Annotated in this window: 26 protein-coding genes and 1 riboswitch; of the genes, 14 read left to right on the forward strand and 12 right to left on the reverse strand. The window is 37.3% G+C overall.

Annotated features, from left to right (window positions below):
- Positions 1-89: 89 nt before the first annotated feature.
- Together ACRXC1_RS03155 and ACRXC1_RS03160 are read left to right on the forward strand one after the other, a co-directional pair.
- Entirely contained in the window at positions 90-1,706 is a 1,617-nt protein-coding gene (locus ACRXC1_RS03155) for an ABC-F family ATP-binding cassette domain-containing protein (RefSeq protein WP_392911215.1), read from the forward strand.
- Positions 1,706-2,848: a cation:proton antiporter gene (locus tag ACRXC1_RS03160; RefSeq protein ID WP_433656432.1), complete on the forward strand. Its 1,143-nt coding sequence runs from the start codon at positions 1,706-1,708 to the stop codon at positions 2,846-2,848. Before ACRXC1_RS03155 ends, ACRXC1_RS03160 begins: the two co-directional genes overlap by 1 nt.
- On the opposite strand, the gene ACRXC1_RS03165 is transcribed toward ACRXC1_RS03160, so the two are convergent.
- Entirely contained in the window at positions 2,845-3,945 is a 1,101-nt protein-coding gene (locus ACRXC1_RS03165) for a porin (protein WP_433656434.1), read from the reverse strand. The genes ACRXC1_RS03160 and ACRXC1_RS03165 overlap by 4 nt on opposite strands.
- Before the next feature lie 85 nt (positions 3,946-4,030).
- Positions 4,031-4,501, reverse strand: coding sequence for an FKBP-type peptidyl-prolyl cis-trans isomerase (locus tag ACRXC1_RS03170; protein WP_392857108.1), 471 nt, complete (start codon positions 4,499-4,501; stop codon positions 4,031-4,033).
- An 83-nt stretch (positions 4,502-4,584) separates the two neighbouring features.
- Between ACRXC1_RS03170 and ACRXC1_RS03175 the strand changes: the two genes are divergently transcribed.
- Positions 4,585-6,738 (forward strand): UvrD-helicase domain-containing protein, encoded by a 2,154-nt coding sequence (locus ACRXC1_RS03175; RefSeq protein ID WP_433656436.1) that lies wholly within the window; start codon positions 4,585-4,587, stop codon positions 6,736-6,738.
- 22 nt (positions 6,739-6,760) lie between these two features.
- Complete coding sequence (locus ACRXC1_RS03180) at positions 6,761-7,915, forward strand: MFS transporter (RefSeq protein WP_392911223.1); 1,155 nt, start codon at positions 6,761-6,763, stop codon at positions 7,913-7,915.
- Here the strand turns inward: ACRXC1_RS03180 and ACRXC1_RS03185 are convergent.
- The 3 genes from ACRXC1_RS03185 to ACRXC1_RS03195 all read right to left on the reverse strand — a co-directional run bounded on the left by ACRXC1_RS03185 (position 7,897) and on the right by ACRXC1_RS03195 (position 11,017).
- Positions 7,897-9,672, reverse strand: a complete 1,776-nt coding sequence (locus ACRXC1_RS03185; protein ID WP_433656439.1) for a TonB-dependent receptor plug domain-containing protein — start codon at positions 9,670-9,672, stop codon at positions 7,897-7,899. The genes ACRXC1_RS03180 and ACRXC1_RS03185 overlap by 19 nt on opposite strands.
- Before the next feature lie 4 nt (positions 9,673-9,676).
- Positions 9,677-9,754: riboswitch (adenosylcobalamin-variant (AdoCbl-variant) riboswitch) on the reverse strand.
- Between the two features lie 69 nt (positions 9,755-9,823).
- A complete protein-coding gene (locus ACRXC1_RS03190) occupies positions 9,824-10,330 on the reverse strand; it encodes a hypothetical protein (RefSeq protein ID WP_433656441.1) in 507 nt (168 codons plus the stop codon).
- 102 nt (positions 10,331-10,432) lie between these two features.
- Entirely contained in the window at positions 10,433-11,017 is a 585-nt protein-coding gene (locus ACRXC1_RS03195) for a hypothetical protein (protein ID WP_433656443.1), read from the reverse strand.
- 132 nt (positions 11,018-11,149) lie between these two features.
- Here ACRXC1_RS03195 and ACRXC1_RS03200 point away from each other — a divergent pair, with 132 nt between their 5' ends.
- The 5 genes from ACRXC1_RS03200 (at position 11,150) to ACRXC1_RS03220 (ending at position 14,911) form a co-directional block, all read left to right on the forward strand.
- Complete coding sequence (locus ACRXC1_RS03200; RefSeq protein ID WP_392857097.1) at positions 11,150-11,476, forward strand: winged helix-turn-helix domain-containing protein; 327 nt, start codon at positions 11,150-11,152, stop codon at positions 11,474-11,476.
- A 149-nt stretch (positions 11,477-11,625) separates the two neighbouring features.
- Positions 11,626-11,937, forward strand: coding sequence for a winged helix-turn-helix domain-containing protein (locus tag ACRXC1_RS03205; RefSeq protein WP_392911231.1), 312 nt, complete (start codon positions 11,626-11,628; stop codon positions 11,935-11,937).
- 85 nt (positions 11,938-12,022) lie between these two features.
- Positions 12,023-13,030, forward strand: a complete 1,008-nt coding sequence (locus ACRXC1_RS03210) for a putative zinc-binding metallopeptidase (protein ID WP_433656446.1) — start codon at positions 12,023-12,025, stop codon at positions 13,028-13,030.
- On the forward strand, positions 13,027-14,061 hold the full coding sequence (locus ACRXC1_RS03215; RefSeq protein ID WP_433656448.1) for a D-alanine--D-alanine ligase family protein: 1,035 nt from the start codon (positions 13,027-13,029) through the stop codon (positions 14,059-14,061). The genes ACRXC1_RS03210 and ACRXC1_RS03215 overlap by 4 nt, the downstream gene beginning before the upstream one ends.
- Positions 14,062-14,068: 7 nt before the next feature.
- The gene (locus tag ACRXC1_RS03220; protein WP_433656450.1) at positions 14,069-14,911 is read left to right on the forward strand and encodes a LysR family transcriptional regulator; all 843 of its coding nucleotides are present in this window, start codon (positions 14,069-14,071) and stop codon (positions 14,909-14,911) included.
- Here ACRXC1_RS03220 and rlmN (ACRXC1_RS03225) read toward each other — a convergent pair.
- Complete coding sequence (gene rlmN, locus ACRXC1_RS03225; protein ID WP_021266430.1) at positions 14,908-15,948, reverse strand: 23S rRNA (adenine(2503)-C(2))-methyltransferase RlmN; 1,041 nt, start codon at positions 15,946-15,948, stop codon at positions 14,908-14,910. The two genes, ACRXC1_RS03220 and rlmN (ACRXC1_RS03225), sit on opposite strands and share 4 nt — an antisense overlap.
- Before the next feature lie 51 nt (positions 15,949-15,999).
- Here rlmN (ACRXC1_RS03225) and ACRXC1_RS03230 point away from each other — a divergent pair, with 51 nt between their 5' ends.
- Entirely contained in the window at positions 16,000-16,773 is a 774-nt protein-coding gene (locus ACRXC1_RS03230; RefSeq protein WP_433656453.1) for a dienelactone hydrolase family protein, read from the forward strand.
- Positions 16,774-16,825: 52 nt separating this feature from the next.
- Here ACRXC1_RS03230 and ACRXC1_RS03235 read toward each other — a convergent pair whose 3' ends face one another.
- Positions 16,826-18,079, reverse strand: coding sequence for a hypothetical protein (locus tag ACRXC1_RS03235; protein ID WP_433656455.1), 1,254 nt, complete (start codon positions 18,077-18,079; stop codon positions 16,826-16,828).
- A gap of 122 nt (positions 18,080-18,201) precedes the next feature.
- Here ACRXC1_RS03235 and ACRXC1_RS03240 point away from each other — a divergent pair, with 122 nt between their 5' ends.
- Positions 18,202-18,579, forward strand: coding sequence for a thiol-disulfide oxidoreductase DCC family protein (locus ACRXC1_RS03240; protein ID WP_433656457.1), 378 nt, complete (start codon positions 18,202-18,204; stop codon positions 18,577-18,579).
- Here the strand turns inward: ACRXC1_RS03240 and rlmN (ACRXC1_RS03245) are convergent.
- Together rlmN (ACRXC1_RS03245) and ACRXC1_RS03250 are read right to left on the reverse strand one after the other, a co-directional pair.
- Positions 18,574-19,611, reverse strand: coding sequence for a 23S rRNA (adenine(2503)-C(2))-methyltransferase RlmN (gene rlmN, locus ACRXC1_RS03245; protein WP_433659896.1), 1,038 nt, complete (start codon positions 19,609-19,611; stop codon positions 18,574-18,576). The two genes, ACRXC1_RS03240 and rlmN (ACRXC1_RS03245), sit on opposite strands and share 6 nt — an antisense overlap.
- Positions 19,611-19,970: a hypothetical protein gene (locus ACRXC1_RS03250; RefSeq protein WP_433656459.1), complete on the reverse strand. Its 360-nt coding sequence runs from the start codon at positions 19,968-19,970 to the stop codon at positions 19,611-19,613. The genes rlmN (ACRXC1_RS03245) and ACRXC1_RS03250 overlap by 1 nt, the downstream gene beginning before the upstream one ends.
- 52 nt (positions 19,971-20,022) lie before the next feature.
- On the opposite strand from ACRXC1_RS03250, the gene ACRXC1_RS03255 reads away from it, so the two are divergent.
- The 3 genes from ACRXC1_RS03255 (at position 20,023) to ACRXC1_RS03265 (ending at position 23,027) form a co-directional block, all read left to right on the forward strand.
- Positions 20,023-20,895, forward strand: coding sequence for an RsmB/NOP family class I SAM-dependent RNA methyltransferase (locus ACRXC1_RS03255; protein WP_433656461.1), 873 nt, complete (start codon positions 20,023-20,025; stop codon positions 20,893-20,895).
- 6 nt (positions 20,896-20,901) lie between these two features.
- Positions 20,902-21,279, forward strand: a complete 378-nt coding sequence (locus tag ACRXC1_RS03260) for a Kazal-type serine protease inhibitor domain-containing protein (protein WP_433656463.1) — start codon at positions 20,902-20,904, stop codon at positions 21,277-21,279.
- A gap of 158 nt (positions 21,280-21,437) precedes the next feature.
- A complete protein-coding gene (locus ACRXC1_RS03265) occupies positions 21,438-23,027 on the forward strand; it encodes a HAMP domain-containing methyl-accepting chemotaxis protein (protein ID WP_433656465.1) in 1,590 nt (529 codons plus the stop codon).
- Positions 23,028-23,041: 14 nt separating this feature from the next.
- Here ACRXC1_RS03265 and ACRXC1_RS03270 read toward each other — a convergent pair whose 3' ends face one another.
- The 3 genes from ACRXC1_RS03270 to ACRXC1_RS03280 are packed head-to-tail and all read right to left on the reverse strand — an operon-like array spanning position 23,042 to position 25,633.
- On the reverse strand, positions 23,042-23,851 hold the full coding sequence (locus tag ACRXC1_RS03270) for an ABC transporter permease (protein ID WP_433656467.1): 810 nt from the start codon (positions 23,849-23,851) through the stop codon (positions 23,042-23,044).
- Positions 23,851-24,648, reverse strand: coding sequence for an ABC transporter permease (locus tag ACRXC1_RS03275; RefSeq protein WP_433656469.1), 798 nt, complete (start codon positions 24,646-24,648; stop codon positions 23,851-23,853). The genes ACRXC1_RS03270 and ACRXC1_RS03275 overlap by 1 nt, the downstream gene beginning before the upstream one ends.
- Complete coding sequence (locus ACRXC1_RS03280; RefSeq protein ID WP_392911267.1) at positions 24,641-25,633, reverse strand: ABC transporter ATP-binding protein; 993 nt, start codon at positions 25,631-25,633, stop codon at positions 24,641-24,643. The genes ACRXC1_RS03275 and ACRXC1_RS03280 overlap by 8 nt, the downstream gene beginning before the upstream one ends.
- Positions 25,634-25,639 lie beyond the last annotated feature (6 nt).

A 25,639-nucleotide genomic window follows, 5' to 3' on the forward strand; every position in this document is an offset into this window, starting at 1 on the left:
TTTAGAAGTGCCATGCTAGACTGAACTAATTCGTATATTCAGATTAAATAGCTAAGCAAATATAAAACGTTGAGTGGGATTTATCACATATGTTAAATGTTTCCAATATTTCTAAAATTCAAAGTAGTGAAACCCTATATAGTGGTGGAACCTTTCAAATAAATCCAGGTGAGAAAGTTGGGCTTGTTGGTCCAAACGGTGCAGGAAAAACAACTCTATTTCGTATGATTATTGGTGAAGAGAAGCCTGATGAGGGACAAGTCTCTTTTCCTGATAAACTTCGTTGGGCCTATTTCTCTCAAAAAGTAGGGGAGATGGCAGGTCAGACTGCTAAGGAAGTTGTTATGTCTGGTGACGTAAAGATTTCTGAACTTGGGGCCAAGCTTAAAGAGTATGAAGAAAAGCTAGTGGACTGCGCTAATATGAGTGACGACGAGATGAATGACGTCCTAATGAAAATGGGAGATGTTCAGTCAGAGTTTGAAAAGCGTGGTGGATACGATTTAGAAACAAGAGCAGAAGAAGTTTTAACTGGTCTAGGAATTATGCCAGCTGATCACAATAAGATGATCGAAGACTTCTCTGGTGGATGGAAGATGCGTATTGCTCTTGCCCGCGTTCTTGTTATCAATCCTGAGCTTATCTTAATGGATGAGCCTACCAACTATCTTGATATGGAATCTATCCTATGGCTTGAGGAGTGGTTAAAGAACTTCAAAGGTGGGATCTTTATGACGACCCACGACCGTGATTTCATGAATAATGTTTGTAATAAGATTGTTGAAATCGCCCATAAAAGAATCACGACTTACACAGGTAACTATGAATTCTACGAGAAAGAAAGAGACCTTCGTCGTGAACAATTAATTGCTCAAGCTTCACGCCAAGCTGATATGCTAGCAAAAGAAGAAGAGTTCATTGCAAAATTTAAGGCCCGTGCTTCTCACGCTGCTCAAGTTCAATCACGTGTAAAAAAACTTGAAAAGATTGACCGTATTGAAGTTCCTGCTGAAGAAGAAACAATTAACTTCCAATTCCCAACGCCACCAAGGGGTGGGGATGATGTTGTTATCATCAAAGACCTTTCAAAATCATGGCCACTGTCTGATGGAAGTGCACATGAAGTCTTTCATGGCCTATCAACAACAGTTAAGAGAACAAATAAAATCGCCGTGGTTGGTGTAAATGGTGCTGGGAAGTCGACACTATTAAAGTGCATTACTGCGCATACTGAACCGACTAGCGGAACTGTAGCAATTGGACCAAGTATAAAAATTGGCTACTTTTCTCAGTACTCACTTGAAGTTTTAAATCCTGAAGCAAGCGTCTTTGATGAAGTAAGAAAGGATCTACCTACAGCAAGTGATGGCTATATTAGAAACCTACTTGCGGCCTTTCTATTTCGAGGTCAAGACGTTGATAAAAAAGTTAAGTACCTATCAGGAGGAGAGAAGTCTCGACTTGTGATGGCCGTACTACTTTCACAAAATAATAATTTCTTAGTTCTAGATGAGCCGACAAACCACCTTGATATTAAATCGAGAGAAGTTCTTCTAGATGCACTAAAGCGATATGAGGGAACAGTGATGTTTGTATCCCACGATAGACACTTTCTAAGTGAATTAGCTGAAAATGTTTATGAAGTGGATAAGGGGGAAGTTCGCATCTTCCCGGGTTCATACGTTGAATACATGGAGAGACAATAATGATTCATTTGCAAAATACGGAAGTACAGTACTTACTACTGTTCACAATTCTTCTAATCCTGCCAAAGCTATTACTTCGCTTTCAAATTCCTATCGGTATTTCTTCTATCTTCTTAGGAATTGGAGCAGGTCTTGGTCTCGGTTGGTTTCAGGGAGATGATCTTCTTCTTATGCTTTCTCGCCTAGGGATTACATCGTTATTTCTTTTTGCAGGTTTTGAAGTTGAGTTTGAAGAACTCAAGCAAAATTGGAAAGAGCTCTTAGGTGGTGTGGCGCAGACAATGTCGATAACTCTAGTTGTGGCATTCATTATTCACTTATTCTTCTCAATTAGTTTTCGTGCTGCAACTTTAATTGCTCTAGGGATTATGACTCCTTCAACTGGTTTCATTCTTAACTCTTTAAAGAATTATGGATTTAGCGAGGGGCAAGAGTATTGGATTCGTTCGAAAGCAATCTCTAAGGAGATCTCTGCCATCTTACTGCTATTTATTACTCTTCAGTCGGAGAGTTTAGTAAACCTTGGTAGTTCTACCCTTATTTTAGTTGCCCTCAGTATTTTCTTACCTCTATCTTATAAATTATTTTTCAAATATATCGCACCATATGCCAAGGATTCAGAAGTTGGTTTCTTGATTCTTACGGCCCTCATTTGTGGTGTTATTACGAAGAAGATTGGAACTTATTATCTTGTTGGTGCCTTCCTTGTTGGATTTATTGCTTCGGAGTTTAAGCACTTTGGTAAATCTGAAAAATCGGAAGAGATTCTTAAAAACCTTCAGATGTTCTTTTCATTCTTTATTCCGTTCTACTTCTTTAAAGCTGGGGTAGGCTTCACACAAGATCTATTCACAATGGATGGGTTATATATTGGATTAGCTTTCTTAGGAATTTTCATTCCTCTAAGAATTTTTAATACATACTCTAATATGAAATTTTTTATGCAGGACTTCTGGCCAGATCGTAAAGAAATTACGGTATCACTTCTGCCAACTCTTATTTTTGGTCTAGTTATGGCCCAAATTGCTAAGGAGCGCTTTGATGTTCCATTAGAAATTATTTCAGGTCTTGTGATTTACACTCTTGTTTCAAGTGTAATTCCGGCCTTTATGTTCAAAAAAGTACCACCAGAAAATTATTAAAAATACATGGTTGCGCCTAAAATGAACTGATGGTTCTTTGGGCGCATTCCATTTGCTTCTATGCTATCATCTAAAACAAACTCCATACCTAATTGATATAAACCATTAGTAAAAATATAAGAGCCAAGTATCTTAGACATCTCATAGTTATCAAGACCTTTCTCATCTGATATCTGCCAATTATAGCCGAGCATGATTTGATGATATGTATTGAAGCGCCAACCAAGTAGAGCTTCAATATTTTCAGAAGTTACAAATCGTCCATCAATAAGTTCAAGATCCTTAGTGTCCCCGTAAACTGCTGCAAGGAAGAGGTTATCAAAATAATATTGTGCACCTGCTGTTAGAGATAATTTTGCAATTTCAATCCCATTATTATTTGAATTAAGATTGATTGCAGCTAGACCAATTTTAAAGTCTTTATTGATATAGCGAATTGAGGCAGCAATTGAATGTTCAAGAGTAAGGACGGCGTCGTCGATACCATCTCCATCAGAGTCGTAGTCAGAGCTCTCATCTCCTGTAAACTTTGTCTGTGCACCAAGGTGAATATTACCAAACTTGTAGCGAGCCTCTAATAGATCAACACCACGAGACGTCCCAATAACTTCACTGTTGGCTGTGTAGGTAGAGGAGGCAAAAGCCCCCGTTACCATAAAAATGTCAGTCATTTCTGTAATGTCATACCAGACAGACCAGTTCTTCCCAAGAGTTGCATAAAAATCTCCTCTCTCAATCCAAAGATAAGCAAGCCTCGTTGAGAAGGGCCGGTCACTAGTATTGTCAACTTGAAAGCGTCCCGTTGTGTTAGGGATGCTCTGAATATTTTGGCTCGTATTGCTGGTATTGATTCCAAACTCAGCACGAAGACCTGTGGTGAACTTCTCGAGTAGGTCATCTCTCTTATATTTAAACCCAAATCGAGAAGAGTTATTATTTAATGATTGAGTTCCAGCTTGGCCGATGGCCGCCATGGATACTTTTCCGTAAAGCTCAAAATTATCACCGAGGTTCTTTGCTGAAATTGAATTAGAATAAAGAAATGAACTCGCACATAGAGAAAACGCGAGAGATTTTCTTAAATTTATAACCCACATAGAATCCTCACTCAAATCAATAATCGATAAATTAATTTTAGTAAGGATCTATGCGATCTTTTAACTTAAGAAAGGTAAAGATTGATTAGTGACCACAACCACCTTGTCCATGAGCGTGACCATGGGCAACTTCTGTTTCAGTCGCTTCTCTTACTTCAGTGATTTCGATGTCAAAGTTTAGATCTTCACCTGCAAGAGGGTGGTTACCATCTAAAGTAACTTCATCGCCTTCAATTGCAATAACAGCAAATGGAGGAAGACCTTGATCTTGGTTAACTTGAAATACGTCACCGATATTTAATTGTGCATCTTCTGGGAATTGTGAGCGTTGAACAGTAATTACTAATTCATCATTTTTGTTACCGTACGCGTCAGCAGCAGGTACATTGATAACTTTCTTATCACCAATATTCATTGCGACGATCTCTTTTTCTAGACCAGGAATGATTTGACCAACACCTTCTAAGAAAACTAGTGGACCATGTTCAGCAGAATTGTCTAAAACTTCGTTCTTTGAGTTCGTTAATGTGTAGTGAAATCCGATAACTTTTGGCATAATAGGGCCCTCTAATTGTTGATTATTAATATAGTAAATAAAGTTCAACACTAACAAGCTAGATGATTAAAGGCAAATAAAGAATGAGTGAATTAGTAAATCAAAAATATATTCAAAAAATTAATGATTTCCTTACGCAAACCGTTGATTTAATTGATAGAGTCCCAGATTTGAATGCTGCAGCATTGGCCGATATTGCAGAGAATATAAAGGCCCTGAGAGACGAGTCTCTTAACTGTAAAGAAGATGATCTTCCTGGAATTATCCAGCAGATGAACCTTCTAAACCAACTTGCTGATCGCTATGAGCAACACCAAAGTTTACCAAATATTGAATCTCCATTCTTTGGCCATTTTAAAATTAAACAAAATGGAAAGCTTAAGGATTTTCTAATTGGTCATACGCCTTTCTCACATAAAGAACTAAAGTTTAAAATCATCGATTGGAAGAAGTCTCCTATGGCACGTATCTTTTACCAATACGGTGAAGGAGATGATTTTGATTTCGATTTAGATGATCGAATTATTGAGGGTCATATTCTAGAGAAATCAATTCTAACTGTTAGAGAAAAACAACTTGTTAGAATTGACCGAGAAGGAAACACCAATGTTCTTAGAGAAAATGAGTGGATCTCTCTTAATGAGTCAGCTCAAAAACTTGCTGGTGGTGAAGGAAGTGCTAACCAGAGCCTTGGAAGTGGCCGTACTGGATTTGATGGCCCTGAAGTAATCTCCCTTCTTGATAAGACTCAGTATGATCTTGTTAATCAAAGTGCTAAGAAGCCTCTGCTTATCACAGGAGGAGCTGGTTCTGGTAAGACGACAGTTGCTCTTTATCGAATTGCAAAACTTTGTCGTGAAGATGGAATTCGCCAAGAAGAGGTCATGGTTATCGTACCGAATAATGGTCTTGTGAAATTATCAAAGAAGCTATTAGTTGAATCGAACCTTGAGAAAGTACGAGTTTCAACACTTGATGATCTAATTAAAAAGATTGTCTTTCAAAATATGCGCTCAGTTCCTAAAAAGATTGAAGATAACCCATTAGACTCAATTGCAACAATTAAGAGAAATCCAAAACTTCTAGAGTTAGTGGATGAATACCTCGCTACAAAAGAATTGAATATTGAGAAGAAACTTAAGGGAACTGATCTTGAGTTTTTTACTAAGAATCGCACTCGTCCTCTATATGTACGTGTGAAGAACTTATATGAAAATACGCGTGATCCTCTTTTAAAAGTTGAAGTGAAGAAGATCTTAAATGGCTTCAAAAATGTAAGAGAAGAGCTTCTAAATATCTTCTCTGATGCGAAGCTTATGGAGAAGTTGCCTGAGATGACAAATCGTATGGTAACGACTCACATGTTAAATGACTTAAAATTCTATACGGCAAAGCAAATTCAAGGCCTAGATAAAGACTCTGATTACGCCAATCAAGGACAAAATCTATCAGGTTTTGTGGATAAGTATGATCTTCCTTTATTTAATTATTTGATTGTTAAGCAATTTGGTCACCTGAAATACTTTGGCCGTGAGTTTAAGTCTTATCGCCATATCTTCCTGGATGAGGCCCAAGAGTTGTCGAAGTCAGAGCTTGTGATGTTAGGACAAATTAAACATCAAGATGGAAACTTCACAATTGCAGGGGATAGTGTTCAACAGATTGATAGCACATTTGAGTTCACTTCATGGCATGACGTTTGTCACACACTTGAACTTGATGTGGATGATATGCAAGTTGAAGAACTTAATGTTTCGTACCGTTCTCCAAAAGAAATTGTTTCTTTTGCTCATAAGGTTCTTGGACCTCTGGCGTCAAAAGAACTTCCTGAATCGAAGAGAGATGGTGGACCAATTATTGAAACTTCTGTTCAACATCTTGAGCATGCTTCGATGCTAATTAGTAGTGCACTAGTTGAACTTATGAATCGTGAGCCTAAAGCATCAATTGCAATCATCTGTTCGAAAGAGAGTATTGCAAGAGAACTTTATTCTGAGATTGAAGAAGTGGGAAGTATTAGACTTGTTCTTGATGAGAATTTTTCTCTAAGGCCAGGTGTTGATGTGACAACTGTTGAGCAAATTAGAGGTCTTGAATTTGATTACGTAATTATTCCAGACTGTGATAAGGATCTTTATCCTGCAAATAATACAGCAAGAAAGAGGCTTCACCTTGCTGCAACAAGAGCAATTCACCAGCTTTGGATTCTATTCAAAGATAAGACACTTATTGCTTAATTTGAATTAGAAGGAAGTTGATTTGAAAAATTTTGGTTATGTCTCGCTCGGATATCTGTCACTTGTGGCGTTAAGTCTTATTGATAATGGACGCGGAAGTATCTACCCTGAGCTATTGCAATATTTTCAAATCAGACCTGATAAGGGATCGTTAATCTTTTCCTTAATGTCGATTACTTCTTTTATTGCTTACCTGACAACGTCTTTTTGGCTGCCAAGCTTTGGCCCTGTTAGGGCAACTCGCATGGCCATGGTCATGATGGGAATAGGGACTTTTGGAATTGGACTTGGTGGAGACTTTCTCAACTTTGACTTGAGTTTATTCTTTGGAGCTTGGGCCGGATTTGGCTTTGGGATTACTGGAATAACAATGAATTTCATGGTTGATAATGGAGCACCATCCGAGCATAAAAGGCGCTATTTATCTGGACTTCATGGTGTCTACGGGGTGGCCTCATTAATGGCCCCCCAAATTCTTTCTCTATTTTATTTTTTAAACTCAGATTGGATTCAATTTTTTAAATTCTTACTCATTCCATGTGCTTTGGTTTTTATCTACTCTTTCTTCGTGGATGATACACACCATGAAGAAATAAAAGAAAATCATGGATCAATGCCAAATGCTTTCTTAATGAATCTTATGATTGGCCTATTTGCGGGATTCTATGTCGCATCTGAAATCATGCTTTCGTCGCGATTAAAGTTCTATCTGGTAGAGGCCCATGAGTACTCAGATATTATAGCTAATAATTACCTATCTTACTTCTTTCTATTTTTAATGTTGGGGAGGTTAGGGTTTGCCTTCTTAAATATCAAATTATCATCGAATCGTTTGATTTATATTTCACTGGTATCTAGCCTTATTTGTTTTAGCTTAGGGCGAGTTCATCATATTTTTTATCCAATGACCGCTTTATTTATGTCTTTTTGTTTTCCTGTTATCGTTGATTGGGTTTCAAATAACTTTCCAAAGAAGAACCATGTCGTTCTTGCTCAAACCATGAGTTATATCGGTGTAAGTATCGCAATTATGCACTTTATATTTGGTGCCATTGCAGATAACTATGGTGCAAAGAATGCGATTAACTTCTTCTATATTTTAAATATTGGATCAATAATTTTCTTTACCATCGCAATTGCAATGGTAAAGAAATATCATCAAAAATCGAGCTTGTAGCCTAGGAAGTAACTACGGGCCATTGTCCCGTAGTAGCGAATATTCTCATAATCCTTATCGAGAATATTTATTATTTTGAAATTAAAGTTTTGATATTCGTAGTTGATGTTTCCAATCACATAGGAAGGCATGCTTCCAAAGTCCTCTCGTTTTCCTACATATTGCCACCAATTTGTAATTCTTTGATTATCATTAATTCGATAGCCGAACTCAAGATTTGCCAGTGCTTCTGGCGTTCTAGCAAGATCAGAGTCAGTTATTTTATTTGTGGCCTTCTGAATCGTTATTGATGTTGCAAGACTAAATGAGTTTTGAAATTCTTTGTTGAAATTAAATTCGATTCCTTGGATTTGTGACTTTGCAATATTTAAGTAACCCATCTTGATCGTATCATAATCAATTTGATTTCTAAGGTCATAGTTGAATATCGTAAGTTCTGCTTGATAAGTAATTTTCTTATACGAGATAGTTAGTTCACTATTGATACTGTCTGTTGGATCAAGCATTTCAAGTTGATTAGCTATTTGATAGAGCGTCGGAAGTTTGTATCCACTTGATAAATGACCTTTAAGAGATAACTCTCTTGTGAAGTTATAACCAAGGCCAAAGCTTGCAATAGTATTTAGATCAAATGTAGAAAATTTGTCGAAGCGAAGTCCTAAATCTGAAAACCAATCATTATATGCATAATTGAATGTCGTATAGATTGAGAACAACTCACTATAGTTACCAAGAGTAAGATCATCTTGCTTAAGGTATTGAGCACCATAGAAAGAATTTAAGCTCTTTGAAAATTCATAAGTTGCATCGAGTTTAATATCTGTTTCTTCCCCGCGAAATAGAGGAGTGAAACCTTGAGGGTCTTCTCTTCTAATTGTTGAGTACCTGATACTAGGAATAAGGGTAAACCTTTCATCTGTACTATTATAGTTAAGACTGAGGAAATTATTGTACTGATTGTACTTATTTAAATCGTTATCAGCGACATCAATTGGATTAAATGGAGGTACAAAATTGAATCCATCAATTTCAATTTCTGAGTCGATAAATTGAGCTTGGTAGTTTAACTCAAGTTGGTTATTAATGAGGTAGCTTGTATTTAAAGAGAAGCTAAGATTCTTATAAGAGTCATCTTCAGCATTTGTTAGCCTGTCTTCATTGACTGAAGAGTACCCATCAGAACGTAGGTAAGAAAAGTTGAATCCGTAATTTAACCTTTCCATATGTCCGCTGGTTTGGGCCGCAACCTTTGCTGTATTATAACTACCGTACTCAGCACTAACTCTTGAGCTCTTGATGCCTTTTTTTGTATTGATTTTTAACACTCCACCAATTGCATTAGAGCCGTATAGAACCGATTGACTACCTTTTAGGATCTCTATACTTTCAATATTATCCAAGTTGATATGGTTAATTTGGTATGAGTTATTGATATCTGTTGGATCTGTAAGCTCGATATTATCAATGAGAACCTTCGAAAAGCCTGTCGGTAAACCACGAAGTCGTAAACTTGAAGCAGCTCCAATTTGTCCTGTCTGACCGATAAAGATGCTGGCCTTACTTTGTAGTAGTTGTTGCAATGTCGTAGCATCACTATTTTCAATTTCTTCTTGAGTGATAATCGTGACGGCACTAGTTACACGTTCTGAGCTCGTTTCAAGCTTTGTGGCCTTAATGGTTATTTGTGCAATTGAAGTTAATGGTAGAAATGCTGTGGCGTAATAAAATAATGTTTTTATGATCTTCCTCCGAGACATAAGAAATATTGAAGGGCTCGGACTCTTACCGTTGCGGGACAGTCTCTGAATTTCACAGAGTTCACCTTTTGTACTGTATGTATTAGAGAAGATAGTTACAAGAAGCCCATTATCTGTCAATAAACAGATAATGGGCCGAGTTTAATTGATATCAAATATTGTGATAGTACTGTGAATCGACAACGCTCTTATACATCTTAGGGTCTTTCTCCTTTAAATCTGAGAGAATTATCATATCAGGTGCATCGAGATCATTTGTATGGGTGTGTATCTGATATTTAAAGAGCCAATTAAATAATTTTCGATGCTCGCGGTAAACCATAAACTCACACACAATAAGGATAATTGGTGCAATAAGATAAGAGTTACAAAGAAAGAGCTCAAAGAATAGAATATTAATAACCAGTGGAGCAGTTATTACGGCCGTTAGAGGAACGAATAGATTAAGTAAGAACATCGTTCCAAGTACAATTTCAAGAGCCTTGATCATGTAGTATAGATAACCTGTATCCTGAAGGGAATTAATAAAGGACAAAGCTTCTGGTGTGAACTGAGATTCCGTGAGCAGGCCTAGTCCTGGGGTGACGCCTGCCAAGAGTAAGGTCGCACCCATGAGAATTCGCGCACCTACAAATAAGAATTTCTTTTTATTCTTCATACAACCTCCAAATATGATCACTACTGATTATATTGTCGAAGGGGCAAGCAAGTATGGAGCTAATGTTAAAGAAACCTCAAAGTTCACGTTGATGCTATAGCATCAGACATTTCTTATTTTACAGATAAAATGGTTATCCTTTTGCACTATGATATTTTTTGAAAATGGAATTCGAATTCGCATAAGGGGATCAAAGATAACAAATGTATCAATATCCATCTCATCAAACTTTATATCAATATCCTTAAGTTCTTTGCCAAGAAAGCGTTGATGGTCTTCACGATCAACACTTGTAAGTATCGCTCGGTTGTTTTGGTCTTCGAGAAGCTTTGTATACGGTGAGCCCATTAAAGGTGTCTTAATATTGGTATTAGAGAGAATCGATTGCTTTGCAAAATCTTCATTTCTTTGACCACTGTAGAACTCGTAACCTTGTTCACTTAGCTTACTTATGACCTTTTTACTCATTTCATCGTTATACAACCTAACTAGTTTCATTCCCATATACCTGGCCTGGAGGGAAATGATCTCTTCAGGTATTCCTGTATAACCAACTTCGTTACCCTCTTTTGAAAGTAGAGTAATGAGAACGATTTCACTCTTTGGGTTACCATCTTTAATTAAATGTTTTAAGCAGCTTAGAGAGCTTAAGCCTCCACTCCAAAAGAGTGCCTTCTTATTTTTCATGAATAACTCTTATCTTTTGATTAATAATAATTAATAACTGAATATTCTTTACGTGTCTTTTTTTACCTCAAAAACATGGACTTGTTCAATGGAATAAACTTCTCTCAAGTATAGCTTTAGAGGAGAATAATTATGCACGCTTTTGATAATGACAAGGCCCAAGTAGAAAAGCAGCTAAGCTTTCGAAACTTATCTCTCGATCCAGAAAAGCGAGTCGCATTTGTTGATGAGCGCAAGGTCGAATTAACCAAGACAGAGTATAAAATTCTCTACTTTCTGCTAAATGGTGGAAAAAGGATCTACCCACGCGAGCAACTAGTTGAATATATTTGGGGAGATGTAGAAGTGGCAAATAAAACTGTCAATACTCACCTGACTCATCTGAGACATAAAACAAAAGGCGTTGACTTTAGAATACGTATTAATCGCAATAATCAGATTTGTTTGCACGACCTCTAAAGAAAAAAGCGTCAAATAACCGTAATTGTTAGCCTAAATAAACTTATTTTTGTTAGCGGCGATAAGATTCGTAACTTATTGATTTTACAACTTGAGAAATATCTAACTTCCACTTAATCTAGTTTATTAAGGGGGGAGGAGAGAAGAAAATGTCATTTGTTTTTCAAAATGAGTGGATTGGATTTCGTAATTTGCGAATCAACACCAGCACGAAGGCGGTTTTTGTCAATGAAGAGGAAGTTTCATTAACAAAGACGGAATTTAAAGTTCTAAACTTTTTAATTTCTAGTCAAAAACGTATCTACACTCTTGAGGAGTTAGTACTAGGGACGTGGGGCCCAGTTGTCGTCACAAATAAGACTATCAATACGCATTTATCCCATATTCGTGCAAAAATTAAAGGTGTTGATTTCAAGATCAAAATCAACCGCAATGGCCAAGTTTGTATTAACGACTTATGAGTTGATAAATAATTCATAGGTCCTCATTATCTCTTTAATTTCTTCCGGTTAGGGCTATAATCGCCCCTACCTTGAAGAGATTGATATGATTAAATTGAATTTAGAACATGCGTGTCGTGATGACATTCTCAATGCTCAATTATGGGAGCTGGATATTTGCTTTGAAAGAAGTAAATTTGCTCCTTGTCTTGAACAACTAGAACGTGAGCTAGACGCTAAGAAACTACTTGTCAGGCCAAAAGTCTGGCTAAGTGATGAGTGGTTTTGTCCCGAAGCAATTTCTGGAATTGCTATTCCTTTCTCTTTAATGCATCCAAAACTAATTGAGCTAGAAAAAGAATTCACTGGAGTTTGTGAGGGTGAAGGCCGTGACTGGTTTATGAAGCTCATGAGACATGAGTGCGGCCACGTTATGGATAATGCTTATTTTTTAAAAGACGAAAAGAGTCGTAAAACCATATTTGGTGATCACGATAAATCTTATCCTTCTTCATATGGGCCAAAGAAATTTTCTAAAAAGTATGTTTATCATCTAGAAGATAACTATGCGCAGGCGCATCCAGAAGAAGATTTTGCTGAGACATTTTCTGTGTGGCTTACACCACGTTCTAATTGGAAGCGTGTTTATGAAAATTGGCCAGCACTTAAAAAATTAAAGTATGTCGATCACTTGATGAAATCATTAAGCAATAAGAAGCCTAATGTTATTTGTTATAAAGAAATTGATAGCATTGATGAAAGTGAATTAACTGTAAGAGAGTATTTACTCCAAAAAAGAAGAAAGCTTCGTAAAAGTTCGCAGGCACGTCGAAGTATCCAACATATTCAACAATATCTTAGTCAGAATGAGACTACCGGTGTTGAACTCGATAAGATCATAGGTAGCTTAAGAAAGGATCTGGTGAGGGATATCTCCTTGATGACAAAAGAATATCAATATAAAATAGAATCTGTTGTAAATGATCTGGAAAATATTTCTAATAAGAAGAAACTTATGATTTCAGAAAAGTGCGGCCCTCAAATTATTCATGAGATTGTTTTATCACATGCTAATAAATACTTTAAGGAGGGGCGTGACAGGATAGTCATGTGAGCCAAAAATTAAGAAGCAATAAAAGAAAGAAAAAGGTCTTAGTACTTGTTCACTCGGATCTCATCCCACCTGAAAATATTTCTAAAGAAGATAAGCAAAAAGAAGAATTTGAGTTTAAGCCGTGGATAACGGAATACAATGTTATATCAACACTTGATAGCCTTGGTCATGAGGTTAAAGTCGTAGGTGTTTATTCAGACCTTCTACCATTAAGAGAGGCCATCGATGAGTTCAAGCCTCATATTGTTTTTAATCTTTTAGAAGAATTTGATGGAAAGGTTCTTTTAGATCAAAATGTTGTCTCGTATTTAGAGTTACTAAAAGTTAAGTATACTGGGGCCAATCCTCGAGGGCTTATGATTGCAAGAGATAAGGCCCTAGCAAAAAAACTGCTTTCTTATCACCGAATTAAAACTCCAGGCTTTCAGGTTTTTACAAGTCGTTCTAAGGCCAAGGTGACAAAGATATCAAAGAAATTGAAATTTCCACTTATTGTAAAATGTCTTTATCAAGATGCTTCTTTGGGAATCAGTTCTGCATCAATCGTTAAAACACCCGAAAAGGCAATCGAAAGAATTATTTATCTTATGGATAAGTACGATGAAGATGTAATCGTGGAAGAATTTATTGAAGGACGTGAATTCTTTGTAGGAGTTATGGGAGTAAAGAGGTTGAAGGTCCTCCCTGTTTTGGAACTTTCTTTTAATAATATAGATAATCCTCTCGCTCAGCTCTATTCTGAAAAAGCAAAGTGGAGCATGAAGTACCGTCAAGAAAAAGGGATCGAAACAGGCCGCGCATTAATTACAAAAGAGTTGGAAGATAAAATTATAAAAATATGTAAAAGAGCTTATAAGGTTTTAGAACTGACAGGATATGCTCGTCTTGATTTAAGAGTTTGTCCTGAGGGGGAGCCTTATATTATTGAGGCCAATCCAAATCCCAACGTTGCCTGTAAAGATGAGTTTGCAATGGCCGCAAAGTTAGCTGGTATGGATTATAAGAAACTAATTAGTGAAATTATAAAGTAGGTGTGAGATGTCATTGAAATTAGATGATTTAAGAAATTTTATCGTAGTTTCAGAATTAAAGAATGTAACTCGAGCTTCTGAGCAGCTAGGCTTAACTCAGCCAGCTCTAAGTTATTCGATAAAGCGACTAGAGGAAGAACTTGGTGCGCCTGTTTTTATTCGTCTAAAAAGTGGTATCGAACATACAAAGTTTGGAGAAGAGTTTCATCATCGTGCCAATAAGCTTTTGCAAGACTGGCAAGATGCTAAAAATATCTTTAACCAAGAAGGCGGGGATATTGTTGGTGAGTTTAAAATTGGTATACACCCTTCAGTTGCAATTTACTCCCTTCCTAATATTCTTCCATTGATTTATGAGAAGTTTCCACGTCTGAATTTTAATCTCATACATGACTCTTCTCGTGTGATTGCCGGCAAGGTGATCAATTTTGAAGTGGATTTTGGAATAGTGGTTAATCCTATCAAGCACCCCGATTTAATTATTAATGAAATGGGAGTAGATGAAGTTAAGTTATTTGAATCGGCCCGCCCAAAGAGAAAAAATGATAAATTAATATACAACCCTCAATTGGCGCAAAGTCAGGACTTATTGAGGAAGTTAAAAGATAACTCAATCTTCGTTGACGGACATATTGAAAGTGATAATTTAGAAGTTATTGCAAAGCTGACACACGAGGGAGTTGGGATTGGCCTTCTTCCAAGCCGAGTGGCCTCTAATTATAAGAATCTAGTTCCTATAAGTAATTCTCCGATTGTTAAGGATCAAATTTCTCTGGTTTATCGTGTCGAGAAGAAGAACTCTTTGTTGGTTAAAGATATTCTCGCACTTGTGAAGGACTCTTTAATTTAAGAAGGTAAATTGAGCTTTTCGTATTGTGTTTTTAGCTGGCCACAAGCCGCTAAAATATCATCACCTTTAGTTTCTCTTACCGTGCAAGTAAGCCCTGCTGCTTGTAGAGACCTTTGAAACCACTCAATGTGTTCATCACTTGGGCGCTTGAACTTACTTTCAGGGTATTCATTAAAAGGAATAATATTAATCTTTGATTCCTTCTTAGGAAGGTTTTCGATAAGCCCATCAATATCTTCTTGAGTATCATTAAGGTCTTTTATTAAAAGGTACTCGTACATAATTCGACGAGAGTTCTTAACTGGGATTGATCTTAAGGCTTCAAGCAAGTCATCTACTTGGTAGCGCTTATTAATTGGCATCAGCTCTGAGCGTAGATTATTTCTAATAGCATGAAGAGAGATAGCGACATTGACGTCAGGAAGCTCTTCCCATTGCTTGATTTTTGGGACAAGGCCTGAAGTGGAAATCGTTACCTTATGCTTACTTAGAGCGATCCCAAGAGGATCTGTTAAGAGGTAGCAAGCCTTCTTAACATTTTCGAAGTTATGAAGAGGTTCACCTTGACCCATAAAAACGATATTTGAAATCTGATACTTCGGATCGACATTATCCTGCATCCATTTGGAGACAGTTAGGTATTGTCCGACGATCTCTGATGTTTGTAGGTGTCTAGTAAGTCCCTGAGTGGCCGTATGACAAAAAGTACAACCAATAGCACAACCAACTTGAGAAGAAATACATAGAGTGGACCTAAGTCGCTTATCATTTTCACTTTCAATAAGGACGGCCTCAATTGAGTTCTTATCATCTAAACCTAGGAGAAACTTTCGCGTACCATCTTTGGAGAGGCCCTGCCAGAGTATCTTTAGTAGCGATAAGTCATATTCCTTTGCCTTTTCTCTGACAACGCGAGGGGCATTCTCCCAAGTGTCAGGATTAAAATTTAACTTTTTATAGACCCACTTTCCCATGATTTTTGCTTCATCATATGGGAAACTTTCTAAAGTTAAATTATATAGGCTTGTTTTTGTCATAATGCATAATTATCTGATTGCGTTGTGGCAGTCAATATTTTAGGAGGAAAAATGAGAATTTTACTGCCAATTTTGATGGTGATGGGCTTTGCAAGCTGTTCATCTGTGACAACGAAGGATGTTGACTACAAAGTAGGGGATAAGAGTTTTCGAGGTTATATGGCCCTAACTGGGGATGAGGATAATAAGAAGCCAGGTGTCGTCGTTGTTCACGAATGGTGGGGACATAATGATTATGCGAGAAAGCGTGCAGATCAGCTCGCTGCCCTAGGCTACAATGCTATTGCCCTTGATATGTATGGAGATGGTAAAACAGCAAATCACCCAAAAGATGCTATGAAATTTTCATCTGAAGCGTTTAAGAATCCAACGCTTCTAAAGGCAAAATTTAATAAGGCCGTGGAACTTTTAAAAGAACAACCAAGTGTTGATGCTGATCGCATTGGTGCTATCGGCTACTGTTTTGGTGGTGCTGTTGTCCTTTTCAATGCAACTCAGGGCGCAGACCTAAAAGGAGTGGTTTCATTCCACGGGTCTTTATCAGGTATTAAAAAAGTTACAAAAAACTCTAAAGCAAAGCTTTTGGTTATTAATGGGGCCGATGATCCTTTAGTGACTAAAGATGATATCACTAATTTCAAAAAGGTTATTAGAAGATCGCAACTGCCAATGAGGTTTGTGAACCTTCCAGGTGCTACTCATGCCTTTACAAATCCAAAGGCAACGGAGAACGGAAAGAAGTTCAATCTTCCTTTGGCCTATAATGAAAAGGCAGATAAAGAGTCTTGGGACTTAATGAGAGAGTTTCTACAAAATACACTTTAAATAAAAAAGGGCCTCATCGAGGCCCTTGGTATTTTAATATTTCTTTTACTTATTATTCACAAGCTGGAGTTTCTACCCAAAATCTATCAGCGTGATAACCATCTAGCGTATAATCTTCAAAGCTAAATTGTCTTGTAAGCTTTTCATCAACTTTGATTGTTTTCCAATTTGTTGTTACTGCGTTGTCACAATCAAGAGCTACATTCGCAAGATCAAGAGTTGCAAGGAATTTGTTCTTAAGTGGTAGGTTTACCTTACAAGCTTGGAAGCTTCCTTTTTCACCCTCTGTTGCACAAGTTGTTGCTTTTTCAGTTGCTAGAACCATTAGGTTTGAATCTTTTCTAAAGATTGTAATATCTTGAGTGTCAGCATCAAAAGCAGTCCCGTTGTTAACGAGTGCGCCTTTAATTGTTGCCTTTAACTTGTTGATTTTATCACCTTTATTGTGAAGGTCACAATCTGCTGGAGTATTAGCATTGAACTTTGTCTGACATGCAAAGTTTTCTGCTAGTGCAACACCATCTCTGTCACTTACTTTAGTTCCAAAGTCTGCATCACCTTCAATTTTTCCGTGTAGCATACCTGCAACTTTTCCATCTACTAGAACAGGAGAACCTGTTGAGTTCCAGTCGATTGCACAGTTAGAAAGAACAAAGTTCTTTGAATCTTTTGATCCGTTAATTGTAGTTAGTAGTGAATCTGTTAGACCATTACACTCTTTCTTTGCTCTTGTGTACTTACCTTCAGAAACAGCATAGTTAACTTCAAATCCTTTTTTGAAACTCGTTAGTTCAAAGATCTTGTTTTTTCCACCAAAGTTAATACCCTCGTTAGTTGTTTCAAGGAATCCAACTTTTGATTTCTGCTTTGTCGAAACAAGAACGATTTCTGAATATTTTTGGTTTTCAATTGAAGAGCAAGTATATGTAAAGCCTTTAAGGTCTTTGAAAGCAACTTCTGAACAAGCTGAATCTAGCCAGTCTGAGTATGATTGATCCTTTTGTCTACTTGGAAGACATTTCTTAGCTGTTGCAATTAGGTTATCGCCAACAAAGAATGCCGCACATGTTTGAAGCTTTCCACGATTAAGTTTACCCATTAATAAAACTTGGTCGATACAGCCATTTCTTGAGAAACGGTCACAAACGAAATTAGCTCCTGCAACTTCTGATGCAACAGCGTCTCCTTTTAGGCCTTGACTATTAATAGTTGGTCCCTTGTCTTCATAAATACTTGAACGGTTCCCACATGAAGTTAGGTTCAAAAGGGTGATGGCGCTAACACCAAGAAGTAGAATTTTCTTCATAGATTGCTCTCTCGATAATAGGGTAAAAGTTGGCAAAATCTAGCATAATAAATATGAACAATGTAGTTCTAACTCAGCAAATATAATTTTTACAATTTGTCAGATGGTGTAGAATGGAGAGTATGAATATTATCTTCATCGACGGTAAGTGCTTAATATGTAATGGCCTCGTCAAGATTATTTATCGAATCGATCGCAAGAAGAAGGTTAAATTCTGTCATTTACAGGATCCAAAAGCGCTCGATTATCTTCAACAAGATTTTGTTAAGAATCTCTCCACAGTCGTTTTCTATCAAAATGGAGAGCTTTCAACGAAGTCAGATGCTGCTATCGCGGTGATGGTGGAGTTAGGCCATCGCTATTTTAAAGTTTTTAAATTGATACCGAGGTCTCTAAGAGATTGGCTCTATGAAGTTGTTGCGCAAAATCGCTACCGACTTGGTAAGGAGCTGGATACCTGTCCCATTCCTGATAAGGATTTGGCGAGTCGCTTTCTATGATTCTTGTGATGTTAACTGGCCACAGGCCGCTAGGATATCGTCACCCTTTGTTGTGCGAATCATGGCGTGAAAGCCAAGGTCAATTAGGCCTTTCTTAAATTCTTCGACAGCAGTCATTTCTGGTCTCTTATAAGGAGCTCCAGGGAATTCATTAAAAGGAATGAGATTAAAGATAACAGGCATGCCTTTTAAAAGCCTTCCTATTTCTTCTACGTGCTTTTTTGTGTGGTTTAAGTCGCGAATAATTAAGTATTCAAAAGTTAGAAACTGGCGCTTCATTAACTTGATCGTCTTAAGCTCATCTATTAATTTATCAATTGGGTAGGCTTTATTAAGTGGTATGAGCTCATTTCTCTCTTCGTTAAATGGAGAGTGGAAGCTGAGAGCAAAGTTAACACTCCCAAGTTCACTGAATCTTTTGATACCTGGTAAGTATCCGGCCGTTGATAGTGTGATTTGTCTTGGGCCTAATCCCATACCTTCTTTTGTCTTTAGGATTTCGATGGCATCCGCAACATTATCAATATTATGTAGAGGCTCTCCTTGCCCCATAAAAACAATATTAGGTGCGGCTTGATGGCCTTGAAACTTATCTTTAATATAGGCATAGGCTTGCAAATATTGCAGAATAATTTCTTTCTTTTCTAGCGAACGTGTTAAGCCTTGCGTTCCTGTAAAACAGAATGAGCATTTCATTGCGCACCCAACTTGTGAGGAAAGGCAAAGCGTATATTTCTTTTGAAAGGGGACACATACTGTTTCCACAGTTCGTCCGTCACTTAACTTAAAGAGAAGCTTAACTGTTCTATCATCAACTGATTCTTGAATCTTAGCGATTTCAAGTAGGTCAAAACAATATTTTTCTTCTAATAGTGAGTAGAGTTTTTGAGGTAGGCCAGTAATTTCTTTAAAGGATTCTGCCCCATGTTTATAAACTTGGGTATAGATTGTTTGAGCATGGACTCTAGTAAATCCATGCCCAGTGATAAAGTCTTCAAGACTTGAAAGTGGGGTAGAAAAGAATGATTCTATTAGATCATCCCCATTTTCTTTGCTTGTTCCATCATTTGCTCGCGCTGCTCTGGAGACATATTCTGTAGCATTTCTTGCATTTTTTGTAGCTCTTCTGGTGACATTTGAGACATCATCTCTTGTGCTTTAGCATACATATCTTGCTGGTTTTCAAATTTCTTCATCGTAAAAACGATTTTTTCAGGGCCAATCTCGCTGTCGATCATTTTCTTTTCTCTTAGCTCTTCGAGAACCTTATTAAGGCTTAGGCCTTTATTATCTGCAACTTCATACATCTTATCAGTAGGAAGAGATACTTTCTTTTCAGGGAAGCCATTGGCGCTTAAATTCTTGATAATTTGATCAATAAATTTTTCCATTTCAACATCCTTTTCTTTGCTCGATTAGGTCATATTTAGTAACATGATGCGCATGAAAAACCAAGCTGCAGCAACGAAAGGCCCTGAGGGCTTTGAATATTTTTACTCACAAATGTGGGGATCCCGATGGAATTCTCTAAAAGATTCTTTTACTAAGAAAGAAGAGAAGGCCTATCGTCGAAATAAGTGGTTTTCAGGAGAATTTATTGATTCAGAAGAACTAATCCCAGATGTGTATGCCAAAGGGGAGGTAACGGAATCTGAAGAGATTAAGTCCCACTATGTGATGGATGCTGCTAGTGTTATTGTTGCTCGTAATCTCAAACCAACACCTGGGTCCAAAGTTCTTGATATGTGTGCGGCACCTGGCGGTAAGAGCTTAGTACTATTTGAAGAAATGGAAGGTAAGGGACACCTTGTTCTAAATGAGCTTTCACGTAACCGTAAAGAGCGTTTACGTCGAGTTGTTTCAGAATATGTCCCGGAAGAAATGAGAGATATTATTGATATCCGTGGTTTTGATGGCAATAAGTATGGGCTTAACTTAAAAAATGAATTTGACTTTGTTCTACTGGATGCCCCTTGCTCTGGAGAACGCCATACTCTAAACGATCAAAAATATCTTAATATGTGGTCAAAGAAGAGAACGAGAAACCTTGCTGGTCTTCAATACTCTCTACTTTGCTCTGCCCTTCTAACGCTAAAAAGTGGCGGTGAAGTTCTCTACTCAACATGCTCTATTTCTAGTCTTGAAAATGATGAAGTGATCGCTAAAGTCCTGAAAAAGAAAGGCGATCAAGTTGAGCTTGTTCATGACCTAGATACTTTTGGTTTCGGTGAGAAAACTGAATATGGTACAATATTTCTACCTGATAAAGAGGGATCAATTGGTCCGCTCTATATGTGTAAACTTCGAAAAAAGTAGGTTGGTATGAAATTTCTTTTGGCCCTAATTCTTGCTGTAAACAGTTATGCATTTAAATGTACAAAAGAATATCGTCCGGTATGTGCTAACGGAAAAACATACTCAAATCGTTGCATGGCCCAAATGGTAGACGCCACGAATATTAAGGAGGGCCCTTGTTCAAATGATAAGAATAACTCTCTAAATAAAAAACACTCAAGACCACAGGGTACTTCTCCGATGAAGCCACATCGTCCAAAGGCCAAAGCTCCGTGTATCTGTCCAATGATTTGGATGCCAGTGTGTGGAGTTGACGGGAAAACCTACGGTAGTGCTTGTAATGCAAACTGCGAAAAAGTGCAAATAAAACACCAGGGCGCATGTGAGAAGATTGAAACCCACTAATTTTACTTTTGGCTTTTTAATTTTTTTTTTCCTATGTAAGCTGTGAATTTTCAACAGGTCCAATTCTATTTATTTTCACTTTGTATAGGATTGGTTTAACACCTAAACTTTAATTTAAAATGACTCTGTACGATACTTCAGTGTGTTCTGGAGGATTAATGAAGAATAAGAATTTTAAAGTTAAATTGATCTTATTATGTTTCTTTTTGTCAGTTGTCAGTATTGTCATCAGTACTGTTTCTTACTTTGGTGTAAGTGACTTAAGTGCGCAATCAAATTTCTTTAATGAAAATATTATTCCACGAAGTTCTCTACTTAGTGAGATGGATGTCAGTTATCAGAAAACGAGAATTCAAGTTAGGACCTTAGGACTTGAGGACTTAGATCGTAAGAATCGAAATAATGCGATCTCTAATACGATTAAGATGATTGATAATTATGAGTTAGCTGCAAATAAGTTACGTAGTATAATCACTGACCCTGAAGAACAAAAAATATTTAATGAGCTACAAGTTCAGTGGAGTGACTTTAAGAAAGTTGGTGCTAGAGCGCTTGAGCTTGCAAAGATTAATAATGATGAGGCAAGAGCGGAACTGCATGAAATTTTCTTAGTTCATTGTCCAGAAGCTGCCGAAAATTATCAAAGAGTTCTAGATAAGTACAACACACGTCTATCAAGAGAAGTTGTTTCTTCTGCATCTGTTGTTAGTGCAACAGCACGTAGTTTACAGATTACTCTTGTGGTTGTTTCATTAATTGGAATTGTTTTTGGATTCTCTATTGGCGTAGTGTACGCTTCAAATATTTCACAAAAAATTAAAGCAACAATCTCTGCTCTTACAAATACATCTCGCTCCCTTACAAAGAGTGCAAAGAATATCGCAACAACTTCAAATGAACTATCTTTGTCTAGTGAAAGACAAGACTCTTCACTTCAAGAATCTTCTAGTTCATTAGAAGAGATAAGTTCAATGGTGAGAATGACGGCCGATAACGCACAAAAGTCTAATAATCTTGCACAAGATAGCTTAGCTAAGGCCGCTGTAGGTAAGAAGATTGTAAAGAAGATGATTCATTCGATGAATGGAATCGACAGCGATATTGACGTCATGGTTGAGGAGTTCTCAGATAATAACAAGAAGATGCTCCACATCGTAGAGCTTATTAATCGAATTGAGGAAAGAACTCAAGTTATTAACGATATTGTTTTTCAAACAAAGCTTCTTTCATTCAATGCATCAGTTGAGGCCGCAAGGGCCGGTGAGGCCGGGAAGGGATTCGCAGTCGTGGCCGAAGAAGTTGGGAAATTAGCACAAATGAGTGGGAATGCCTCTGTTGAGATTTCAGATATGGTCAGTACAAGTGTTAATGAAGTGAACTCAATTGTTGAAGAGTCAAATATGAAACTTTCTGGGTTAGTTCAGAAAGTAAGAAATAGCGTAACGTCAGGTTCTGATGTCGCTAATCAGTGTGGGCAAATTCTTGAAGAAATAGTTATTAGTGTAGAGAATGTGACAAATTCTATTACTGAGATTTCATCTGCAACCTTCGAGCAATCTAAGGGGATTACTGAACTACAGAGCTCAATTTCAAGTATTGATGTGTCTTCAAAGTCTAATACGGGGATTGCAAAGGGAGCATCAAATATTGCGGATCAATTATTGAATGAAGTAAGCTTCGTGAACCACTCAATTGGTGAGATCGAGCTTGTTTTCTTAGGTGAGGAAGAAAGAAAACAAGCCGCTTAAGTTTAATTTTGACTTTAAGAAGAAGCCGAATCGTAGACTTGTAGTCCTCGCTCCCAAAGTTTTAATAAAATAAACCAAAATACACAAGTGGCAACTACCATAATAAGAAGGTAGTGCCACTTACTCATATCTAATAAGAAATGAATCGGTGCCGAACCTACTAGTAGTATCGGTACGAGGGTCGAAAACACTCTCTTTGTTGCTGCCCCGTAAATAAGATCAGGCCAGCGCGAAAGTTGTTGCATCTGCATTCTAAAGAAGTTAATTCCAACCCCTTCAACCAACCAAAACATAGCACAGCTAATAACAAATTCCACGACAGCAAGTAGTGCAAGCGACAGCGTTAGAAGCAGAGGAATAAGTGCCCATTGTAATAGGTTAAAACCATTAAGGTTTGCATAGTAGCTAAATACTGCGATTGCAGGAATTAGTGTTGGAATAGATGATGGCCTAATATTGCGAAAGAAGACACTAAAGATCGAACTTAGAGGTCTTAAGATCGTATAGTCTAGCTGTCCAGACTTAAGGTCATCACTAAAGCGCCAAAAATTTTGGCTTAAGATAATCATATGAAAACCATCGACAAGTAAGACATAAGATAGAAAAAGCATAAATTGGTTTCGATTCCACCCCATAACCATATCCACGTGATCAAAGATAAAATCAACAGTAAAGTAAGCTGAACCAAAGAACATTAGATCCATCATAACCATGAGGACAAAACTTGTGCGAAAGCTCATAGCAACGGCCGTACTTGTTGAGATAAACTTCTTATATACTGATAGGTAGTGTTTAACTTCTGAACTAAAAGAACCAAATCTCATTACATCCCCGCCGCTGTATAAAGTCTAATTCCACGCTTCCACGTTAGAGCACAAATGATACTTACAAGCAGTAGCCAAGGACCTAAGATACTGAAGAAACTCGCGTAACTTACGGCCTCTCCCATAAAAACTTTAATTGGATAATAAGTAAGATATGGAAAAGGTGTATACATTAGGATTTCTCTAAAGAAGTCCGGATATAGTTCTAGTGGAATAATTGCGCCTGATAAAAAAACTGTGATCATTTGAAGCATAACTCTTAAGATCCAAGTCTCTTCTAACCAAAAGGCCATAACACCAGTTAAGTATTGTAGAGAAAACCAAAAGAGGCTTACAAAGAGACAAACTCCAACACCGTTAAGTAGTGTCGGTAAGTCAACACTTGGTAAAATTCCAATTAGTGAAAATAGGAATATTGCAAAGCCTGTTACAAAAAGCTGAATGAATTGAAATCCAATAAATGAAGCCGTATGGAATTCCCAGAAATTAAAAGGGTAGATCAGATAAGTTGAAATTCTTCCCATTCTGATATCAAGGGCCAAGTTAAGTGCCGTGTGCCCTTGAGCAAGCTGTGAAACCACAAAGGCCCAAACGTGGTACGTAAGCATTGCCTTAAGTGTGTAGCCTTTTATTGTGTCACTTCCCGTACTTTCAAAAATGGCCGTCCACAGATTGTACTTAATAAAAAGAAAGACTAGTGCCGGTCCAATAATCTGGAGAAAGAAGTTTAGACGGTAGGCCGTGTACTTTACAATGGAGATCTTAATGGTTTGCCACCATTTGATAAGATTAGACATTACTTAGAATCTCCGGGTTCTCCATGATCTTCTTCATAACTTTCTCAATTGGAAGCTTTTCTGTATGAAAATCAATAACTGGGTATTTTGATAAAATGGCCGCTGAGATTTCTGAGAGCTCTTCCTTATCAACTCTTAACTCAACACTTGACCCATTATCTAGAAAGTCGCAATCAAGTTTTGACCAAAAATCTTCTTTGGTGTCAATTGCTTTATCAAAGCTGAAGTAGACAGACTTTTTATCCCCGAGAATCTTTTCAAGATTTTGAAGTGGCCCATCATATGCTTTCTGTCCTTTTGAAATAAGAACAAGGTCCTTACAGAGCGCCTGAACATCGGCCATATAATGTGAGGTTAGAATAATCGAGAGATCATTTTTAGCATGATATTCTTTTAAGAAATTTCTCATATTTTCTTGGGCCACAAGATCAAGTCCAATTGTAGGCTCATCTAAGAAGAGTACCTCTGGCTCGTGTAAGAGAGAGGCCATGAGCTCTAGCTTCATTCTTTCACCAAGAGAAAGTTTTCTTACATGGATATGAAATAGCTCAGTAACATCTAAAAGTTCTCCCATGTAGCCAAGTTTCTTTTTGAATTGGTCATCTGGGATTTCATAATATTTTTGAAGTAATTGGAATGAGTCCATTGCTGGGATATCCCACCACAGCTGCGACTTTTGCCCCATAACAAGAGCAATCTTCTTTCTAAATTCCTTATCTCGTTGCCAAGGCTTGTATCCTGCAATTGTGACTTCGCCACTTGAGGGAACAATAATCCCTGTCAGCATCTTCATAAGGGTCGTTTTACCAGCTCCATTTGGACCTAATAAACCTTTGATTTCTCCCTTTTCAACTTTAAAGCTAAAGTCGTTTACGGCATACTTTGTAATGGGATTTCGATTAAAGAAAGATTTAATACTTCCTTTAAAACCTTCTTCTTTCTTATAACTGGTAAATTTCTTTGTGAGATTATTTGTTTCAATCATTTTTTC

This window comes from Halobacteriovorax sp. GFR8 (assembly GCF_050955245.1).
Lineage (GTDB): Bacteria > Bdellovibrionota > Bacteriovoracia > Bacteriovoracales > Bacteriovoracaceae > Halobacteriovorax_A.

Coding starts and splice junctions, on each gene's coding strand:
- ACRXC1_RS03155 (WP_392911215.1), top strand. CDS start 90: ATGTTAAATGTTTCCAATATTTCTAAAATTCAAAGTAGTGAAACCCTA.
- ACRXC1_RS03160 (WP_433656432.1), top strand. CDS start 1,706: ATGATTCATTTGCAAAATACGGAAGTACAGTACTTACTACTGTTCACA.
- ACRXC1_RS03165 (WP_433656434.1), bottom strand. CDS start 3,945: ATGTGGGTTATAAATTTAAGAAAATCTCTCGCGTTTTCTCTATGTGCG.
- ACRXC1_RS03170 (WP_392857108.1), bottom strand. CDS start 4,501: ATGCCAAAAGTTATCGGATTTCACTACACATTAACGAACTCAAAGAAC.
- ACRXC1_RS03175 (WP_433656436.1), top strand. CDS start 4,585: ATGAGTGAATTAGTAAATCAAAAATATATTCAAAAAATTAATGATTTC.
- ACRXC1_RS03185 (WP_433656439.1), bottom strand. CDS start 9,672: ATGTCTCGGAGGAAGATCATAAAAACATTATTTTATTACGCCACAGCA.
- ACRXC1_RS03190 (WP_433656441.1), bottom strand. CDS start 10,330: ATGAAGAATAAAAAGAAATTCTTATTTGTAGGTGCGCGAATTCTCATG.
- ACRXC1_RS03195 (WP_433656443.1), bottom strand. CDS start 11,017: ATGAAAAATAAGAAGGCACTCTTTTGGAGTGGAGGCTTAAGCTCTCTA.
- ACRXC1_RS03200 (WP_392857097.1), top strand. CDS start 11,150: ATGCACGCTTTTGATAATGACAAGGCCCAAGTAGAAAAGCAGCTAAGC.
- ACRXC1_RS03205 (WP_392911231.1), top strand. CDS start 11,626: ATGTCATTTGTTTTTCAAAATGAGTGGATTGGATTTCGTAATTTGCGA.
- ACRXC1_RS03210 (WP_433656446.1), top strand. CDS start 12,023: ATGATTAAATTGAATTTAGAACATGCGTGTCGTGATGACATTCTCAAT.
- ACRXC1_RS03220 (WP_433656450.1), top strand. CDS start 14,069: ATGTCATTGAAATTAGATGATTTAAGAAATTTTATCGTAGTTTCAGAA.
- rlmN (WP_021266430.1), bottom strand. CDS start 15,948: ATGACAAAAACAAGCCTATATAATTTAACTTTAGAAAGTTTCCCATAT.
- ACRXC1_RS03230 (WP_433656453.1), top strand. CDS start 16,000: ATGAGAATTTTACTGCCAATTTTGATGGTGATGGGCTTTGCAAGCTGT.
- ACRXC1_RS03235 (WP_433656455.1), bottom strand. CDS start 18,079: ATGAAGAAAATTCTACTTCTTGGTGTTAGCGCCATCACCCTTTTGAAC.
- ACRXC1_RS03240 (WP_433656457.1), top strand. CDS start 18,202: ATGAATATTATCTTCATCGACGGTAAGTGCTTAATATGTAATGGCCTC.
- ACRXC1_RS03250 (WP_433656459.1), bottom strand. CDS start 19,970: ATGGAAAAATTTATTGATCAAATTATCAAGAATTTAAGCGCCAATGGC.
- ACRXC1_RS03255 (WP_433656461.1), top strand. CDS start 20,023: ATGAAAAACCAAGCTGCAGCAACGAAAGGCCCTGAGGGCTTTGAATAT.
- ACRXC1_RS03260 (WP_433656463.1), top strand. CDS start 20,902: ATGAAATTTCTTTTGGCCCTAATTCTTGCTGTAAACAGTTATGCATTT.
- ACRXC1_RS03265 (WP_433656465.1), top strand. CDS start 21,438: ATGAAGAATAAGAATTTTAAAGTTAAATTGATCTTATTATGTTTCTTT.
- ACRXC1_RS03270 (WP_433656467.1), bottom strand. CDS start 23,851: ATGAGATTTGGTTCTTTTAGTTCAGAAGTTAAACACTACCTATCAGTA.
- ACRXC1_RS03275 (WP_433656469.1), bottom strand. CDS start 24,648: ATGTCTAATCTTATCAAATGGTGGCAAACCATTAAGATCTCCATTGTA.
- ACRXC1_RS03280 (WP_392911267.1), bottom strand. CDS start 25,633: ATGATTGAAACAAATAATCTCACAAAGAAATTTACCAGTTATAAGAAA.